This window comes from Candidatus Burkholderia verschuerenii, assembly GCF_001189365.1.
Lineage (GTDB): Bacteria > Pseudomonadota > Gammaproteobacteria > Burkholderiales > Burkholderiaceae > Caballeronia > Caballeronia verschuerenii.
In genome coordinates, this window is record NZ_LFJJ01000063.1 from 1 (window position 1) to 14,899 (window position 14,899).

At 62.9% G+C, this 14,899-nt stretch carries 12 protein-coding genes and 2 pseudogenes; 8 read left to right on the forward strand and 6 right to left on the reverse strand.

Features of this window, described 5'->3' with window-relative positions:
• Positions 1 to 212: 212 nt before the first annotated feature.
• The 3 genes and pseudogenes from BVER_RS13275 to BVER_RS13285 all read left to right on the forward strand — a co-directional run bounded on the left by BVER_RS13275 (position 213) and on the right by BVER_RS13285 (position 5,791).
• Positions 213 to 2,299: pseudogene (locus BVER_RS13275) on the forward strand (putative bifunctional diguanylate cyclase/phosphodiesterase).
• A gap of 83 nt (positions 2,300 to 2,382) precedes the next feature.
• Positions 2,383 to 3,787, forward strand: a pseudogene (selA, locus tag BVER_RS13280) (L-seryl-tRNA(Sec) selenium transferase).
• 210 nt (positions 3,788 to 3,997) lie between these two features.
• Positions 3,998 to 5,791 (forward strand): ShlB/FhaC/HecB family hemolysin secretion/activation protein, encoded by a 1,794-nt coding sequence (locus BVER_RS13285; protein ID WP_370444243.1) that lies wholly within the window; start codon positions 3,998 to 4,000, stop codon positions 5,789 to 5,791.
• Between the two features lie 14 nt (positions 5,792 to 5,805).
• Here the strand turns inward: BVER_RS13285 and BVER_RS13290 are convergent, their stop codons facing one another.
• Positions 5,806 to 6,141: a hypothetical protein gene (locus tag BVER_RS13290; protein WP_050453700.1), complete on the reverse strand. Its 336-nt coding sequence runs from the start codon at positions 6,139 to 6,141 to the stop codon at positions 5,806 to 5,808.
• Positions 6,142 to 6,600: 459 nt separating this feature from the next.
• Between BVER_RS13290 and BVER_RS13295 the strand changes: the two genes are divergently transcribed.
• The 5 genes from BVER_RS13295 (at position 6,601) to BVER_RS13315 (ending at position 11,358) form a co-directional block, all read left to right on the forward strand.
• A complete protein-coding gene (locus BVER_RS13295; RefSeq protein ID WP_157056042.1) occupies positions 6,601 to 7,038 on the forward strand; it encodes a hypothetical protein in 438 nt (145 codons plus the stop codon).
• A 52-nt stretch (positions 7,039 to 7,090) separates the two neighbouring features.
• Positions 7,091 to 7,621 (forward strand): helix-turn-helix transcriptional regulator, encoded by a 531-nt coding sequence (locus tag BVER_RS13300; protein ID WP_050453702.1) that lies wholly within the window; start codon positions 7,091 to 7,093, stop codon positions 7,619 to 7,621.
• Positions 7,618 to 8,034 (forward strand): VOC family protein, encoded by a 417-nt coding sequence (locus tag BVER_RS13305; protein WP_050453703.1) that lies wholly within the window; start codon positions 7,618 to 7,620, stop codon positions 8,032 to 8,034. Before BVER_RS13300 ends, BVER_RS13305 begins: the two co-directional genes overlap by 4 nt.
• 927 nt (positions 8,035 to 8,961) lie before the next feature.
• Positions 8,962 to 10,173, forward strand: a complete 1,212-nt coding sequence (locus BVER_RS13310; RefSeq protein ID WP_050453705.1) for a glycoside hydrolase family 26 protein — start codon at positions 8,962 to 8,964, stop codon at positions 10,171 to 10,173.
• Positions 10,174 to 10,395: 222 nt separating this feature from the next.
• Positions 10,396 to 11,358, forward strand: a complete 963-nt coding sequence (locus BVER_RS13315; RefSeq protein ID WP_050453706.1) for a glycoside hydrolase family 26 protein — start codon at positions 10,396 to 10,398, stop codon at positions 11,356 to 11,358.
• A 37-nt stretch (positions 11,359 to 11,395) separates the two neighbouring features.
• On the opposite strand, the gene BVER_RS13320 is transcribed toward BVER_RS13315, so the two are convergent.
• Genes BVER_RS13320 through BVER_RS35220 form a run of 5 tightly spaced genes read right to left on the reverse strand, consistent with a single transcriptional unit; the run spans position 11,396 to position 14,863 of the window.
• Positions 11,396 to 11,848, reverse strand: a complete 453-nt coding sequence (locus BVER_RS13320) for a glycosyltransferase (protein WP_332309099.1) — start codon at positions 11,846 to 11,848, stop codon at positions 11,396 to 11,398.
• Positions 11,849 to 11,851: 3 nt separating this feature from the next.
• Positions 11,852 to 12,487, reverse strand: a complete 636-nt coding sequence (locus BVER_RS13325) for a glycosyltransferase (protein ID WP_050453709.1) — start codon at positions 12,485 to 12,487, stop codon at positions 11,852 to 11,854.
• Positions 12,484 to 13,440, reverse strand: a complete 957-nt coding sequence (locus BVER_RS31525; protein ID WP_157056043.1) for a glycosyltransferase — start codon at positions 13,438 to 13,440, stop codon at positions 12,484 to 12,486. Before BVER_RS31525 ends, BVER_RS13325 begins: the two co-directional genes overlap by 4 nt.
• The gene (locus tag BVER_RS31530; protein WP_050453711.1) at positions 13,437 to 14,408 is read right to left on the reverse strand and encodes an oligosaccharide flippase family protein; all 972 of its coding nucleotides are present in this window, start codon (positions 14,406 to 14,408) and stop codon (positions 13,437 to 13,439) included. Before BVER_RS31530 ends, BVER_RS31525 begins: the two co-directional genes overlap by 4 nt.
• Positions 14,399 to 14,863, reverse strand: coding sequence for a lipopolysaccharide biosynthesis protein (locus BVER_RS35220; RefSeq protein ID WP_083452177.1), 465 nt, complete (start codon positions 14,861 to 14,863; stop codon positions 14,399 to 14,401). The genes BVER_RS31530 and BVER_RS35220 overlap by 10 nt, the downstream gene beginning before the upstream one ends.
• Between the last annotated feature and the right edge of the window lie 36 nt (positions 14,864 to 14,899).

The window sequence follows — 14,899 nt, forward strand, 5'->3', positions numbered from 1 at the left end:
ATTCTTCATCCATGGCCTGATCGGCGCTTTGTCGTCAAGCACTCAAGGTAGGAGCCCGGTGCCTAAATTGGGCACGCCGGGATCTGTGCGGGGGGTGTTCAGTAATGGACATCCCTACCGCAATCGACTGAATAATGTGGCGCGCGCCGTCCGTCGTGCCGAAGGCGACGGGCGAAACCAGCGTCGACGCGTCTCTCAAAATCAATTTCTTAATGCTCGCCAGCGCCTACAATCCGCTGCTCGTCGTCTGCTCGTTATTGGTGGCGATTCTGGCCGCTTACACCGCGCTCGACATGTCCGGGCGCATCGCCACGGCGCAAGGCCGCGCGGCGCACTGGTGGCTGGCGGGCGGCGCCTGCGCGATGGGCTTGGGCATCTGGGCGATGCACTTCGTCGGCATGCTGGCGTTCAGTCTGCCGATCCCCGTCGGCTACGATCCGGTCATCACCTTTATCTCGCTGCTCATCGCGATCGGCGCATCGGCCTACGCTTTATGGCTGGTTTGTCAGAAAACCCTGCCGATGTCGCGTCTCGTCGTCGGCTCGCTGCTGATGGGGCCCGCCATCGCCGGCATGCATTATTCCGGCATGGCCGCGATGCGCATGATGCCCGCCATCGAGTACGATCCGGCGCTGTTTGCGCTGTCCATTTTTATCGCGATCGTCGCGTCGGGCGTGGCGCTGTGGATCGCGTTCCGGCTGCGCGGGCAATCGACCGGCGTGTTCCTGTTTCGCAGCAGCGCGTCGCTGGTGATGGGCGCGGCGATCGTCGGCATGCACTACACGGGCATGGCGGCGGCGCGCTTTCCGCTGGGCAGAGTCTGCGGCGCGGCGAGCGACGACACCGACAACGGCTGGCTCGCGGTGGTCGTGATCGTCGTGACGCTGGCGGTGCTGGCGATCGCGTCGATCATTTCGGTGCTCGATCTCAAGATGGAAGCGCGCACCGCCGTGCTCGCGGCGTCGCTGGCGGAGGCGAACAAGGAACTCGCGTATCTGGCGCTGCACGACAGCCTCACCAAGCTGCCGAATCGCGTGCTGCTGGAAGACCGGCTCGATCAGCTGGTGCAGGCGCGGACCGTACCAAAAGCCGCTTCACGCTGATGTTCATGGATCTCGACGGTTTTAAGGCCGTCAACGACGCGTTCGGCCATCACGTCGGCGATCAGTTGCTGGTCGAGGTGTCGCAACGGATACGCGCCAACGTGCGCGCCCGCGATACCGTCGCGCGCGTGGGCAGCGACGAGTTCGTGCTGCTGTCCGGCGTCGACGATCCGGCGGAAGCGGCGAATATCGCGCAGGCGCTGACGAGCGCGATCGGCGAGCCGTTTCTGGCGGGCGATTACGAAGTGCAGGTGTCGGCGAGCGTGGGCATCGCGATTTTTCCCGACAACGGCGCGAATCCGCGCGAACTGCTGAGCAACGCAGATACGGCGATGTATCATGCGAAATCGCTCGGCCGCAACGGCTACTGCTTCTTCGAAGGCTCGATGCACGCCGACGTCTACTAGCAGATGCAGATCGCCAACGAACTGCGCGCGGCGATCGCGCAGGGCGAATTGCTGCTGCACTATCAGCCGAAATGGGACGCGACCACCGGCGTGCCGATCGGCGCGGAGGCGCTGGTGCGCTGGATGCATCCGGCGCGCGGGCTGATGCCGCCGGACAGTTTTATCCCGCTGGCGGAACGCACCGGTCTGATCGTGCCGCTGGGCGAATGGGTGCTCTACGAAGCCTGCCGTCAGATGCGTCTGTGGCGCGACGCCGGACACGGCGACTGGACCATCGCGGTGAATCTGTCGCCGCAGCAGTTCGTGCATGCCGGGCTCGCGCAGACCGTGCGCGAGGCGTTGCGACGCCACGAACTCGAGCCGTCGTGCCTGATTCTGGAGATCACCGAATCGACCGCCATGCGCGATGTCGAGCTTAGTCTCGCCGTGTTGCGCCAGTTGCGCGAAACCGGCGTGCAGATCGCCATCGACGATTTCGGCACGGGTTATTCCAGCTTGCTCTATCTGAAGCGGCTGCCCGCGACGGAGATGAAGATCGACCGCGGCTTTATCCGCGATCTGGTGCGCGGCACCGAAGATTCCGCGATCGTCGCGGCCATCGTCGCGCTCGGGCGCACGCTGAATCTGCGGATCGTCGCGGAAGGCGTGGAAACGTCGGCGCAGCGCGCGTTTCTGACGCAACTCGGCGTCGATACGCTGCAAGGCTTCCTGCTCGGCCGGCCGATGACCGCCGACGCCTTTATCGCCGCCGTCTCGCCGGTCGCGCCGGTCGCGATCTCGCAACGGTGACACGCGCACGCTTCGCGACGCGCGCGCCGTCGCGAGCGATGCGAAAATCTCCCCAGCGCTGAATGCGCGTTTTCCGGTTCTCCATGACTTCCAATAAAACCGCCAGCCCGTTTCCCTCGGTCGATCGTCTGCTGCGCGCGGCGCCGGTCGAAGCGCTCACCGTTCATCACGGCCGCACCGCCGTCGTCGACGCGATTCGCGCGGTGCTGGATGCGTATCGCGCGCGCATCGGCGATGCCGATTACAAAGCGCCCGCCGAAGCCGCGCTGATCGCCGATATCGAAGCCCTGCTCGCCTCGCGCGAAAGCTTCGCGCTGCGTCGCGTGTTCAATCTGACGGGCACGGTGCTGCATACGAATCTGGGCCGCGCGCTGCTGCCGGAATCGGCGGTGACGCACGTCGCCACGGCGATGCGCGAAGCCTGCAATCTCGAATTCGATCTGGCGAGCGGCGGACGCGGCGAGCGCGACAGCCTCGTCGAGGACGTGCTGATCGAGCTGACCGGCGCGGAAGCCGCGACCGTCGTCAATAACAATGCCGCCGCCGTGCTGCTGGTTTTGGCGGCGCTGGCGCACGACAAGGAAGTCGTCCGTGTCGCGCGGCGAGCTGGTCGAGATCGGCGGCGCGTTCCGCGTGCCCGACGTGATGCGCAGCGCCGGCGCGCGGCTGGTCGAAATCGGCACCACCAATCGCACGCATCCGGCGGATTACGAGCGCGCCATTGGCGCGGACACGGCCGCGCTGATGAAGGTCCACACCAGCAATTACAAGATTACCGGCTTCGTCGCGGATGTCGCGGAAGCGCAGGTCGCGGGCATCGCGCACGCGCGCGAGCTGCCGCTGATCGTCGATCTCGGCGCGGGGAGTTTCATCGATCTGTCCGCTTACGGGCTGCCGAAGGAGCCGATCGTGCGCGAAACGGTCGCGGCCGGCGCGGATATCGTCACCTTCAGCGGCGACAAGCTGCTCGGCGGCCCGCAGGCGGGGCTGATCGTCGGCAAACGCGCGCTGATCGAGCGCATCAAGCGTCATCCGATGAAACGCGCGCTGCGGGTGTCGAAACTGACGCTGGCCGCGCTCGAAGCGACGCTGATGATCTACCGCAAGCCCGAGCATCTGCTGCGCGATATCCCGACGCTGCGCCTGCTGACGCGGCGCACGCAAGCCGACATCGAAGCCGTCGCGCAGCGCCTGCGTCCGGCGCTCGCCGATGCGCTCGGCGCGGACTGGCGCGTCGAGATCGCGGCGGTATCGAGTCAGGTCGGCAGCGGCTCCTTGCCCGTCGATGTCATTCCGAGCGCGGCGCTGGTCGTGCGTCACGCGGCGTCGAAGTCGGGCGCGCCACTCAATGCGCTCGCCGATCGGCTGCGCGCGCTGCCCGTGCCGATCATCGGCCGGATCGCCGACAACAGCTTGCTGCTCGATCTGCGCTGTCTGGAGGACGAGGCGGAATTCGCGCGCCAGATCGCGATGTTGTCTCCGGCATAGCGGCGTTTCGCGAAATTTCGCGGTATTTCGCGGCGCGCAACCGTCTGCCGATGCAAAACGGGTCTGTTAGACTCGAACCCCCAAAAGGTCGATGTAATAAAAGGTTGATGCGATCGGCCTCAAAGCGGGCCTTAAAAGCGGGCCTTAAAAAACGGAGACAACCATGCTGCACGCACGCGAGTCGCTGTTCTTGCGCGTCATCGGCCATCGATGATCGCGCTCGCCGAGTCGATCCCGCGCCGCTCCAGGCCCTGCGTGGCCGCGCTGCTTCTATGGAGCCCCCTGGCGCAAGCCCAATCCTATAAAGACGTCAGTCCGACGCCGCCGCCCGCGCCGCCCAAACCGTCCGCGCCGCCGCAGCCGCCGCAGCCCGAAGCCGGTTCGGAGCAGGTCGCCGTGGCCGCGTTGCGCGGACTGGTGTTCGATGCATCGGCGGCGACGGCGGCCAGCGCCGGTTCAGCGGCGACGGGCGAGGGCGCGCGTGTCGTGGACGGGCGCATCGCCGCGAACCGGCTGCCCTTGCTGGACGCCGCGTTCCTGCAACGCTTCGCCGTCGATCTCGACCATCCGCTGACCTTCGCGCGGCTCGCGGAGATTCGCCGCGCCGTCGTCGCGCTATATCGCGAAAAAGGCTTGCCGCTGGTCGATGTCTACGTGCCCGAGCAGGACGTGACCGATGGCGTGGTGCATATCACCGTGGCGAGCTATCGGCTCGGGCGCGTGACGGCGCGCGGCAACCGCTGGTTTTCCGATGCGCTGCTGACCGGCGAAATGCCGCTCGCGCTGGGCGCGGCGATCCGCGAATCCGACGTCGCCAACGGGCTCGCCACGCTCAACGCGAATCCGTATCGCTCGGTCGATGTGGTCTACGCGCCGGGCGAAGCCGACAACACCACCGACGTCATTCTGCAAACCGCCGACCGTTTCCCGATGCGCGTGTCCGCCGGTTACGACAACTCGGGTGTGCGCCAATTGGGCCGCGACCGCTTTTTCGCGGGTATCGACTACGGCAATCTGTTCGAGCTGGATCAGCAGATCGCCTATCAGGTCACCGCCAGCAACGACGCGCTGACCGGCAATCCGGATATCGAAGGACGGCCGAACCGGCCGCGTTTCATCGCGCACGCGCTGAGTTATTCGGCGCCGCTGCCGTGGCAGGATCGCATCGAACTGTTCGGGGTGTATGCGCAGAGTACGCCGCGTCTGCCTGACAGTTATGGACAGACCGGCATTTCCGCGCAGGCCAGTTTCCGCTACGACTGGCGTCTGCCGGTGTGGTCGGGCTGGCAGCAGCAGTTGCAGTTCGGCTACGACTTCAAGCGTTCCAACAACGATCTGGAGTTCGGCGGATTTCAGGTGTTCAACTCGAACACGCATATTCATCAGTTCGTGGTCGCCTACGACGTGAACAAAACCGACAATCTCGGCCAGTCGCGCGCGAATTTCACGACGGTGCTGAGCCCCGGACACTTCGACGCCGACAACGAGCCCGACGCCTTCGAAAGCGCGCGTCACGGCGCGACGCCGCGTTACGCGTATCTGCAATTGTCCGGACAACGCGATCTGGCGCTCGGCGCGGGATTTACCGCCTGGGGCCGCGCGATGGTCCAGTGGACGCCCGACACGCTATTGCCGAGCGAGGAACTGGGTCTTGGCGGCGACAGCAGCGTGCGCGGCTACGAGCCGTACGTCGTGCAGGGCGATCGCGGCTGGAATCTGCAAACGGAATTGCGCACGCCGGCGTGGCCGATCGGCCGGAGCGATATCGCGATCCAGCCCTTTCTGTTCGTGGACGCGGGACAAGATCGATCAGCCGACGGAGCCGAACAACGGTTCGCTGGTGGGCGTGGGCGCGGGATTCCGCTTTCAGGTGAACCGTTTCGTCAGCGTGCGCGGCACTTACGGTTATCCGTTGCGCGCGGCGACGCCCGGCGCGTCGAAGGCGCCGGTGGGCATGCTGTATATCGTCGCGGGATCGTGACGGCGGCGTTCCGGCGCGGCTGACCGCGCCCGGACGCTCAACGTCCGCCCATCTCGTAAGGATCGTCCAGGAACGCTTCGCACGCGCGCTGCTTGCGGAACATCGTCAGCATGGCGAATACGCCGACGATCGCGAACAGGATCGCGGCAATCGTGGCCAGGCCGGCGAACGCGCGCTCGCTGGCGGGCGGATCGATGCGCACCGGCTTGGCGGCGGCCGGGCGCGGCGACGGAAATTCGACGAACGACTCGCGCGCCGACGCATCGGCGCGGGGCGCGCGCTTGTGATCCTGATCAGCCCAGGCATCGACATCGACGACGAGCGTCGGTGATTTGCAGGCCCCTGCCTGCGCTGTGCTTTCAACGTAGTCCATATCTTTTTCGACGATATTGGCTGATTACAGGAGCATCGCTCCGCTTTTTTCACCTGATGAACTGGCGTGTGCGAGACGTCGGCTGCTTCTATTTGTATATGCCTGGTCTCCCGTCGTCTTCGCATGCCACGAATGCATTTTTCCACGATCGAACCGGAGTCAACGTGTTCTATCGAACGCAGTTCGATGCTGGTATGAAGGATGAAGGTAAAAAATCCCGCGATCGCCACGCCGCTAGTAAAACTCCCGATGCCCCCGGCGCGGGCCGCGCTTGACGACGCTTCTTTTCAGCCGGAACTGCATTGGCGCGCGCGGTATTGCTCAGGCTTGTTTCCCATTCTTGAATGAACGACGATGCGCCGCGCGCTGGGCAGATGTTCGACGCGCGCGCCCGGGACGCCGGATGTCCCGGACGCGCGTCACACTGCGCCGATACATGATGACCGGACGGGGAAACGAATGGAGACTTCATTTCAGGGGCGGATGTGCGGCGTATGTCACGGCGCGCTTCGCAGCCGATACTTCAGCTTGTCGAAGGCGACGGAGAAAGTCGAGCGCAGCGGCGGCGAAACGATCGCGACTGTGCTGTCGAGCACATTGATGACCGACTTCTGCGACGAATCGTGTCGCGACGAAGCGCTGGCGGCGATCGTGTCGACGCTGAAAGTCGCGTGTCAGCTGTTTGCCGTGACGGCGGCGTGTTCGCTGTGTCAGCGCGAAGTGGATCGGCGCGCGCCGCATGTGAGCATCGGCATACTCGAATTCGAGGACGCATCTCAACCGTGGCTGATGTCCGCGCGCGTGCTCGACGATCGCGAACTCGCGGTGTATTGCGCGGATTGCGCGACGCCCGAAACGGCGGCACGGGCGGAGGCCGTCGACGCGACGGCGCAATAGCGCGTCGGCGCGGGACTACACTACGCGCATCGCCACTGCGGATCACGAACGCATGTCTCGTCGCCATGACCCCGCCAAACGATTGCGCGCCGCCGATACGCCCGCACTCAAAGATCCAGCGCTGCTGCGTCGCCTGCTGCGCGCGAAAGATCGCATGGATGCGGCATCGGACGAAGCGTGGCCGATCGCGCGGCTCGCGGCCGTGAGCGGCGTCTCCGAGGCGTATTTCGCGCGCTCGTTCAAACGCGCGTTCGGCGTGCCGCCGCATCGCTATCTGCTCACGCGCCGCATCGAGCAGGCGACCACGCTCCTGCGCGACACCGATCTCGATATCACCGATATCGCCTTCGCCACCGGCTGGGCGAGTCTCGGCACCTTCGGTCGCATCTTTCGCGACATCACCGGCATGAGTCCCGGCGCGATGCGCGTCGAGGCGCGCGCTCGCCCCGGCGCGCTCGATCGCGTGCCGGCATGCGCGCTGAAGGCCGCGCAACGGCCCGCGCTTACCAGCGCAGTTTTGGAGAAGCGGCGCGCCGAAGGCGAGGCTATAGTCCGGCCATCATCGACCAGGGAGGTGTCATGACTCAGGGAATCAGCGTGGTGGGCGTTTATGTCGACGATCAGGATCGGGCGCTCGCGTTTTATGTCGACTTGCTCGGTTTTCGCGTGCATACCGATGTGCGCAACGGCGCGTATCGATGGCTGACGGTGCAGCATCCGGATCAGCCGTCGTTTCAACTCGGGCTATTCGCCCCCGGTCCGCCCATTCACGACGATGCGACCGCGCAAACGCTGCGCGCAATGGTTGCAAAAGGCGCGATGCCGCCGCTCGTCTTGTCGGTGGACGACTGCCGCGCCATCTACGACCGATTGAAAGCGAAGGGCGTCGAATTCACGCAGGAACCGATGGAACGTTACGGTAGCATCGATGCCGGTTTTCGCGATCCGGCCGGAAACGGCTGGAAGATGATTCAGGCGCCGCGCGCGTCCCGTTAATATTGGCGTCGTTTTTGATGTAGTACGATGCGCCCGTTCTCTCCATGAGACGGGCGTATTTTACTTTGATTCGGATTACGTATCAATGGCGGAATAAGACAGGAAACTGCATCAAACGCGCCTATTTTGCAAAAACCCCTTGTTTTAAGCGTTCGCTTTAAAATTTTGTAAAAATACTAAGTTATACGGTGTAGTTGACATCGCCTCTTCATCGAGGCAACTTAAGGTCACACGGCCATCTCATTTTGTGTACAATGCGGACGCCGAAAATAATTAGATGCCCTCAACCGGCTCGAATCATTGTCTGCATCCGTGCGCTCATGTCCAGATCGATTCGCGTTGTACACGCGGATCTTGCGCGGGCCGGGATTTCGTCTCAAGCACGAATCATCCTGGCTCCGGACTTCGAAGTGCGAATCTCAAGACGTTCGCGAACCTGTTATTGCGGCGAGCGTCGCCCCCGCTAGCGGTATAGAAGCATCGAGAGGACGGTTTCCGTCTTTTTACTCACGGCTTCGTGAAAGTTTTATTTAGTCGGAAACTATGAGCACATTTAGTTACGTGGATAAGCACTATTTACTTTTATCTGATGAAATGATGTTAATTTTTTCTTAGATAATATGGTATGAGCCGGTAACAGACGTTAATATTTGCTCATTGGTTCTGAGGTTTCCGAATCCGGCATTAATTACATATAACCTTCTTACTCAAGTTCGCTCGACTATATGTCAGAAATTACCTGAGTGAAGTCGATTCGAAACCGACCTCTGAATTACCGGGGCGATCTTAAGCAATTCATGGGGGTGGCCACGAGAGACCGGCGATAACGGTCTGTTGGTCACTTCGTTAAAGAAGTGTGAAGGTCAAAAAATCTGCTTAGTATTGCAGAGGGATTTTTTTTGCCCTTAATTTTTGAAGGTTAAGTTCATGATGATGAAGCGACGCGAATTTCTCACGGGTCTCACCGCAATTGCCGGCAGCTACATGTTGACGGGCTGCTGTGGCGACAACGGCGGCATCGGCAATCTCGGCTCCGATCTCAGCAGCACCGCGAAGGCATCCATTCCCTCCGTTTCGCCCGCAGGCATGGCCGCGGTCGGCATTCACACGTCGGGCGGCAACGGCAGCATCACCGGTTACGATCAATTCAGCCAGTGGCTGGGCAAGCCGGTTCTGTATCGCAACGTGTTCACCGCGCGCAACTCGTGGAACGATGTCGCCTCGCCGTTCTTCCTCGGCGCGACCAAGCTGTGGCTCGATACCGATACCCGTCACGTCGAAGTAATGTCGGTGCCGCTGCTGCTCCCGGGCGATGCGGGCTTCTCGACGATCACGAGCGGTCAGCGCGACAGCATCTTCACGACGCTCGCGAACAACATCAACGCGATCCATCACAACAAGCAGGTCATCATCCGTCTCGGCTGGGAGCACAACGGCAACTGGTTCCCGTGGAGCTCGCTGAAGGATCCGGCAGGCTATAAGGCCGCTTTCCGCCACGTCGTGAAGGTGATCCGCGCGGTCACGCCGAGCGTGCGCTTCGACTGGTGCACGGACTTCCAGAGCTACAGCAAGTTCGACTGGACCAGCGCGTATCCCGGCGACGACGTCGTCGACGTGATTTCGATGGACGTGTACGACGAGTACAACTCGGGCTGGTCGGATATCGTGAACGGCCCGAACGGTGTCGGCCTGAACGCGCTGCGTGCCTTCGCGAAGGCGCACGGCAAGCCGGAAGCGTATCCGGAGTGGGGCTGCTCGACGGCATCGCACGGTAACGGCGATTCATTCGCCCGCGTTCGTCGACAACATGTATTCGTGGATCGCCGCCGGCGCGCCCAACGTGCTGTATCACTCGTACTTCAACACGAGCGCCTGCTCGCCGAACGCGGCGATTCAAGGCTCGGGTTCGGGTCGCGTGCCGAACGCGGCTGCCGAATACAAGAAGCTGTTCTCGCGTTAATCAGTCGGACAGTCGCACCGCGCCCGCAAGTAACGCAGTCGAATACTTGTTGTAGGCGAGTGGAAACCGGGCATCGCTTGCGCTGCGAAAGTAGCGCAGTTGTGTCCGGCTTCCGCCTTGACATCCCCGTAGGCTTCCTCCATTCTCAGACGGCAACAAACCGGGTCGTGGTTGCATGATTCGCGACGTCGTGCCGTCTTGAGTCGTCTCGTCTCGTGCCGTCGCACGACACTTCTCGTTCCCGGTCGCAGCGCCGCATCAAAGGCAGCGCGTGCGCGTCAGCGACTTCATGTTGCGCATGCGCGCGCGTCCATCCGCAATCTTCGTCGATGACTCCCCCGACACCACCGGTTGATACACGCGTGATCAACGGCGGGACCGCGACTGTCTCTCTGGGTGCTATGGGAAATTCGCAAGGTAATCGTAGACAAGCGCTTCGTATCGCGTCAGGCATCGCGTTCGCGGTGGCGGCGCAATCGCATGCGTTCGCCGCGCCCGCCATCGGCGTGCACGCGGGACGCGACGATTCGATCTCGCAATACGCCGAGTTCGGCGACTGGGTCGGTCAGCCGGTGTCGTATCGCGTGGTGTTCGTCGACGACTCGTCGTGGCGCACGATCGCGAATCCGTATTTTCTGGGCGCGACGCGGCAATGGTTCGCGGCGAATCCGAAGAACGTGGAAGTCGTGTCGGTGCCGCTCGCGGCGAAGGGCTCGCCGTCCGATGTGCTGCAATCCGTGGCGGACGGACAACAAGACGATGTCTATCGTCAGCTCGCGCAACGTCTCAAGGACACCGGCGCGCCGGAGCGCATCATCGTGCGGCTCGGCTGGGAATTCAACGGCAACTGGTTTGCATGGACGGCGGCGCGCTCGCCGGACACGTTCGCCCGAGCGTTTCGCCATGTCGCGTTGCTGATGCGCAAGGAGACGCCGGGCTTGCGCTTCGAATGGAATCTGGCGCGCACGGGCGAACGCAATTTCGACTGGAATCGCGCGTATCCCGGCAACGATGTCGTCGACATCGTTTCGATGGATGTCTACGATCAGTACACGAAAGGCTGGGACGATCTGCGCAACGGTTCGAGCGGACTGGTCGCGTTTCGCGCGTTCGCGAAGGCGCACGGCAATCCAGAGGCGTATCCGGAATGGGGACTGTCGACGAGTTCGCACGGTCTCGGCGACGATCCAGAATTCGTCGAAGGCATGCACGAGTGGTTCAACGCACCCGATGCCAACGTGTTGTATCAGGCTTACTGGAACACGCACGCGGACGGACCGAACGCGGCGATTTCCGGTCCGACCGCCGGCCGCGTGCCCAAGGCGGCCGCGCGATACAAACTGCTCTTCGGGCGCAGTCAATAACGCTGGTTAAAACCGCAGCCGCGGATGCGCGAGCGTTTCAGCTCGTGCGCCCGCGCATCGCGTGAAGCGATGTCGCGTATTGCCGCCAGCGTTTCCCGAACGATTCGAACGAAAACACTTCCGCCGTCTTGCGCGCTTCGCGTCCGCAATGATCGCGCGCGCCGCTGTCTTTCGCTAGTTCGATGAGCGCATCGGCGAGACGCGAGCGATCGTCCACCGGCACGAGGCGGCCGACTTCGCCGAGCGCGAACATTTCGCGCGGCCCGGACGCGCAATCGACCGAGACGATCGGCAAACCGTACGACGCCGCTTCGAACAACGCGAGCGGAAAGCCTTCGTAGCGCGACACGAGACAGAAGATCGAGCCGCTCGTATAGATTTCCTCGCGATCGCTCTTGTGGCCGACGAACTGCACGCTGTCGCTAAGCGCGTTCGATTGCACGAGTCCTTCGAGCATCGCGCGTTGCTCGCCTTCGCCGAAGATGCGCAGCGACTAGTCCGGCAGACGCGGCGCGACGCTCGCCCACGCTTCGATCAACGCGGCGAAGTTCTTCTGCGCGGTCAGCCGCCCGACCGCGATGATCGCGTTCGGCCGCTGCACGTTCGAAAAATCCTCGGCGGGAATATTCACCGCATTCGGCAGCACGCTGGTGTTCGTCACGCGATGCCGCGCGAACATCTCGCGGTCGCGCTCGGTCAACACCGCGACGCCGTTGAGCCATCGGTAAAGCAGATTGCGCAGCAACAGCCGCAGATAACTCGGGCGCTCTTCCTCGTAACACAGATGCTGCACTTCGATGCACAACGCGCGCGAACGCATCAGCGGCGGCAGCGCCCAGTATCGATAGAAGTTGTTGCCGATGATGATGTCCGCATCCGGCACCGCGCGCCGCACATGCGACGACAGCCGCAAGCGCATCGCGATCTTGTCTAGCGCGGACTTTGGACGTTCGAGACCGAGATGGCAGATCGTCAGGCCTTCGGGCGTCTGACCGCTTTCCGTGCGATTCGAAAACGCGCTGACGATCACCACCTCGCCCAGGAGACGCAAGGCCACGCCGATATCGCGCGCGACCTGTTCAGCGCCGCCACGAAAGCGGATATCCGGAACCGCGATCGCAACATTCACGTTCGCACCTTCGGATTGTCGAACACGTAACGGAACAGATCGCGCATCGGGCCGTGCACATGCAGACGGCGCGCCCAGATCGCGAGCCGGCTCGGCCACGGACGCGGATAAAAACGCGCGAACTCGCGCGTCATGCTTTCGGCTTCGCGAACCTGCTGCGGAAATTCGAAGTGAATCTGCGAACACACCTGCGTTTCGTAATGCGTCGTGCTGCCCTGATGCTGTCCCGATCCGTCCGCGCCGATGTTCTGCGCCAGCGACTGCACCGGATACAGCGTCAGCGCATCGCCGTTGACGAAGCGGCCGAAATCGAAACGGATCGCCCACGATTCGGCTTCGCCTTCGATCTGATTGACGAGCATGTCGAGCATGTCGCGGCCCGCGCGCGAAAACTCCGCGCGCGCCCGGCGATCGTTGATGAACGACTGATACGACGACGCATCCCAGTCAACCGAGCGCCAGCGATCGCGCCACGTCGCCCAGCCCCACGAACAGATGCGCGGCACGAAGAAGACATCGCCGAATGCTTCGCGGCCTTCGACCGGCAGCGCGTAACCCGCGACCGAAAACACGCGACGATCATGGTGATAACGCGTGAGCGATTCGCGCATGAAGGTGAGAAATCCCGGCGCCACTTCCACGTCGTCTTCCACGACGATCACCGCGTCGTGCTCGGCGAGCACGCGGCTCACGCCCGCGATGACGGACGGTCCGAGCCCCTGATTCGCTTCCGCCGCGCAGACGAATACCGAGCGAAAACCATTGGCGTTCTGCGCCACCTTACGCGTGCGCGCGACCGCATCCGCGTCGGCGGGCTTGCGCGGGCCGTCGCAGAAGATGAATACATCGGTATCCTTCGCTCCCTTGCTCGCCGCCAGGGCCGCCAGCGTTTTCCTCAGATGATCGGGTCGCTTGTAAGCGAAGACGATCACCGGGACGTCCATAGCGTTCATGTCAATTTCACTCCAACAAAGGATCGGGGGAATCCGGTCATACGCGCCGTCAACGCCGCGATAGCCAATGTGAGTAGCACCGCCCAAACCGGTTGCAGCCAGGTGATGGAAACGTGCTGCTCGAGCATCGACAGCACGAAACCGATTGCGAAGTATCCGACCACTGGAAGCAGCAGCGACAGGACGACTTCGCGTTGAGCGACCTTGCAGCGCCGGCCGACGATCACGAGATGCCCGATCACGCCGAGCACGCCATAAGCGATCGACGCCGATATCATCATGGTTTCGACGCCATAAGGCGCGGCGACATATAGTACGACGGTTTGCACGACGGCCTGAATTGCCGACCAGGCGAGATCGACGAACGGCGCGCCGGTACTCTGCAACATCGCCGAGATGCCGCCGCCGACGAAGGTGCGCCACGAATACAGGAAAGCGAACCACGCGAGCCAGTCCGCATGACCGACGAAGCGCTTTCCGAACAGCAGATACGTCACCAGATCGGCGTTCAGCGCGATGGCGAGAAAGAAGCCGATGTAGATCGCATTCGACCAGCCGATCAATTGACTGACCGTCCAGAACACGCCGGCCGTGCCGCGCCGCAGGTCCGCGAACAGCGGCATGGTGGTGCGGCGGATCATCGGTGCGACGAATGCGCCTGCCTGTACGACGAGCTGCTTGAGCGAGCCGTAGATGCCGTAGACCGCCAGCGGCATGGTGGCGGCGACGATCATCTCGTCGGCCTTGGCCGCCATGATGTTGGCGATCTGCCCGAGCAACTGCGCGACCGCATACGACATGGTTTGCATCATGCGCCGTTTGTCGCGCTTCGCGGTGAACATGCGCTGGACAAATGGACGAATATCGTGATGCAGGATGAAAATCTTGGCAAGCAGCGCGACGTAGAAGCCGACCATCACGCAGCCGTCCATGCGCCAGAACCACGCGAGCGCGACGGTCACGAGCACGCCCGCGCCTTTGCCGACGGCTTCGGCGAGCGCCAGCCGTCGAGGTACAGACGACGCACCGCGAAGCCCTGCAACGGGCCCATGAACAGCGCGAGCGGCACGGCCGGCGTGATCCACAGCATGGCCATCGACATATCGGCGGAGCCCACGATCGAATGCGCGATGAACCACGCGACGCCGCACACCGCCACGCCGACGCCCATGAATAGCGGCAAAACGGACGCGACGTCCGTAGTGGTTTCGTCATCGGAACGCGTGTCCTGAATCACGTAGCTTTGCAGACCGAAATCGCAAAACACCGTGGTGATGACGATCACCATCGAATAGAGCGCGACCACGCCCAGCGCCTGCGCGTCGAATACACGGGCGAGGGCGCCGATCTGCGCAATCTGGAGAATCCCCATCAGCCCCGACGACGCGAGCTGAAACATTCCCTTACGTGCGACGGAATTCATTGGTCTAGATCTCGATCGTCTGCCGTCAGGTCAGGC

Bases quoted from the DNA above. Each gene is read 5' to 3' on its own strand.
- BVER_RS13285 (WP_370444243.1), top strand. From the start codon at position 3,998: ATGATCGCGCTCGCCGAGTCGATCCCGCGCCGCTCCAGGCCCTGCGTG.
- BVER_RS13290 (WP_050453700.1), bottom strand. From the start codon at position 6,141: ATGGACTACGTTGAAAGCACAGCGCAGGCAGGGGCCTGCAAATCACCG.
- BVER_RS13295 (WP_157056042.1), top strand. From the start codon at position 6,601: ATGGAGACTTCATTTCAGGGGCGGATGTGCGGCGTATGTCACGGCGCG.
- BVER_RS13300 (WP_050453702.1), top strand. From the start codon at position 7,091: ATGTCTCGTCGCCATGACCCCGCCAAACGATTGCGCGCCGCCGATACG.
- BVER_RS13305 (WP_050453703.1), top strand. From the start codon at position 7,618: ATGACTCAGGGAATCAGCGTGGTGGGCGTTTATGTCGACGATCAGGAT.
- BVER_RS13310 (WP_050453705.1), top strand. From the start codon at position 8,962: ATGATGATGAAGCGACGCGAATTTCTCACGGGTCTCACCGCAATTGCC.
- BVER_RS13315 (WP_050453706.1), top strand. From the start codon at position 10,396: ATGGGAAATTCGCAAGGTAATCGTAGACAAGCGCTTCGTATCGCGTCA.
- BVER_RS31525 (WP_157056043.1), bottom strand. From the start codon at position 13,440: ATGAACGCTATGGACGTCCCGGTGATCGTCTTCGCTTACAAGCGACCC.
- BVER_RS35220 (WP_083452177.1), bottom strand. From the start codon at position 14,863: ATGAATTCCGTCGCACGTAAGGGAATGTTTCAGCTCGCGTCGTCGGGG.